Genomic DNA, 1887 nt, shown 5'->3' with positions numbered 1-1887 from the left:
CCACCTCCATTTATGATTTTGATGTCGTTGTAGTCCGATCCGACTACATAGTATTTCAGCGCATCCGCGTCCCAGCGGTAGGTTTTGTTCGTTCCGGTGTCGATGTACATGACGTAGATGTTTCCGACCACTGGGAATTCCAGATATGAGCCATACGGTGCAACGCCGGTCGCGCCCACTGTCCCCAACGTCTGGTAAAATTCCTGCTCTGTGCCCGTATACCCACCGATCACCGCGGCCTGATATGCCGACATGCCTGGCGGGCCCTTGCCGGTGATCTCTACTGTGACCTGCGGGCCGCTTGTGAGTTCGACGGTGATATTACTCATATGTCACCTCCGGCAATACGCCAAATGTGCTGGGCGGGATGATGGTGGTCACGGTGCCGTCCGCGCGGGTGAGCTGGAGGTCGTAATAGTAGTCGCCAAACAGCAGCGGCTTGGTGTCCTCCGGTGCGATGTGGATTACCGCCTCGCTGCCTGGGAACTCGGTGATTACCTTTTGCAGCAGCTTTTCGGTATCGTCCGGGTTGTATTTGACGGTGAAATAGAGCGTGTCGCCCGCCTCGAACGACACCTGCGCCCCGTCCTCCACCATTCGCACCGAAAGGCTTTCTGTGTCCCCGCGGATCATTTGGATATCTGTGCCGATGATCTGCATTTTGTCGCCTCCTTTACGCGGTCATGCCTTTGACGTACTGCTTGACGGTGACGGTGCCGTTGGTGCCTGCCTGGCCGGTGCTTCCATCCCCGCCACCAGAGCCAGTACCGCTTCCTCCTGTCCCTCCAGCGCCGCCAGATACATTTAATAATCCGGTGATGCTCGGCAAACTTTCGTTGTGGACTACATATACTGCGCCGCCACCGCCACCGCCACCGCCACCGCCGCCGCAGTTGGTGTATTTATCAGTACTGTTTAGTCCATTTTCCCCGTCCATCCCGTTGCATTTGATCGCTCCGTCCAAAGCTAACGATCCGCCCACGTAGATAAGTACGATACCTCCACCATAATTTCCATTCCCGCCTGCTCCGCCGCTGCTATCGTTTGGTTTTCCACCACCGCCGTATTGCCCAGACTTTTGGACAAACAAATTTTCCGTTGGTATGTCTATTGTGATGGTGTTGGAATCCCCTCCTTTTCCCCCATATTGGCTGCTTCCGCTTCCGGCACCACCGCCGCCTCCAGCTCCGTAACCGCCCCCATATGCGCGGGCGGGCATGGCAGACCCACCCGGGCCTTGCGTCCTATAATCGCTATTATAGGGTCCGCCACCGCCTCCATCACCGCCATCCCCGCACACCAAATCCTCCGGGTACGGGTAGTTGTTGTTAGGGTTGGTCTTGGGTGCTTTGCCGCTCTGGTCGATTGTCCCGTGGATGGTGCAGTCACCTTTGACACGGATTACGAGGCCCGCGTTGCAGTCCGAACACTGATACAACGCCCCGGCCTCGATGGTCAGGCTCTTGTAGTTCTTCTCGACCACTGACTGGTGCGGCACAGTCACCGGCTCAATATGAGTTTCGTTCGCCGCCAGGTAGAAATCCCCGTCGCTCCCGTCACCGAACAGCGACGGCGTGGGCTTGCGGTATCCGCCCACTCTGATAATCGTCGGCATTACAAATCCCCCCTTATGATGATCCGCACCGGCAGATCGATTTCAGGCTTATCTCCCCACGCTTTGACGGTGATCTTCCCCGCGGACTGCCCGCTGTCCTGCATATTCGCCGCCTGCAACGCAACAATCTGTTCCTCGGTTGCATCGGTGGTGGGTAATATCTCCTGCACGCTGCTGCTTGTCACGCCGGACACCGACAGGCTGTAGGTAAAGGGGGGCTCACTGCCTGTCCAGCCTGTCTTGGACAGGGTTTTGGTGGTTAGGGTGGACTT

Annotated in this window: 4 protein-coding genes; all 4 read right to left on the bottom strand. The window is 57.3% G+C overall.

Going from position 1 to position 1887, the window contains the following annotated elements; translation table 11 throughout:
• Window positions 1-329 (bottom strand): hypothetical protein (locus H8711_RS13655; RefSeq protein ID WP_249283883.1); only part of this gene is annotated, 329 nt, incomplete at its 3' end.
• Window positions 322-660, bottom strand: coding sequence for a hypothetical protein (locus H8711_RS13650; protein ID WP_249283882.1), 339 nt, complete (start codon window positions 658-660; stop codon window positions 322-324). The genes H8711_RS13650 and H8711_RS13655, both read right to left, overlap by 8 nt.
• A gap of 13 nt (window positions 661-673) precedes the next feature.
• Window positions 674-1615: a hypothetical protein gene (locus H8711_RS13645; protein WP_249283881.1), complete on the bottom strand. Its 942-nt coding sequence runs from the start codon at window positions 1613-1615 to the stop codon at window positions 674-676.
• The coding region (locus H8711_RS13640) for a hypothetical protein (protein WP_249283880.1) at window positions 1615-1887 on the bottom strand (273 nt) is incomplete at its 5' end. The genes H8711_RS13640 and H8711_RS13645, both read right to left, overlap by 1 nt.

The sequence above is a fragment of the Ligaoa zhengdingensis genome (assembly GCF_014384885.1).
Lineage (GTDB): Bacteria > Bacillota > Clostridia > Oscillospirales > Ruminococcaceae > Ligaoa > Ligaoa zhengdingensis.
This window is presented reverse-complemented; position numbering and strand designations above follow the sequence as displayed.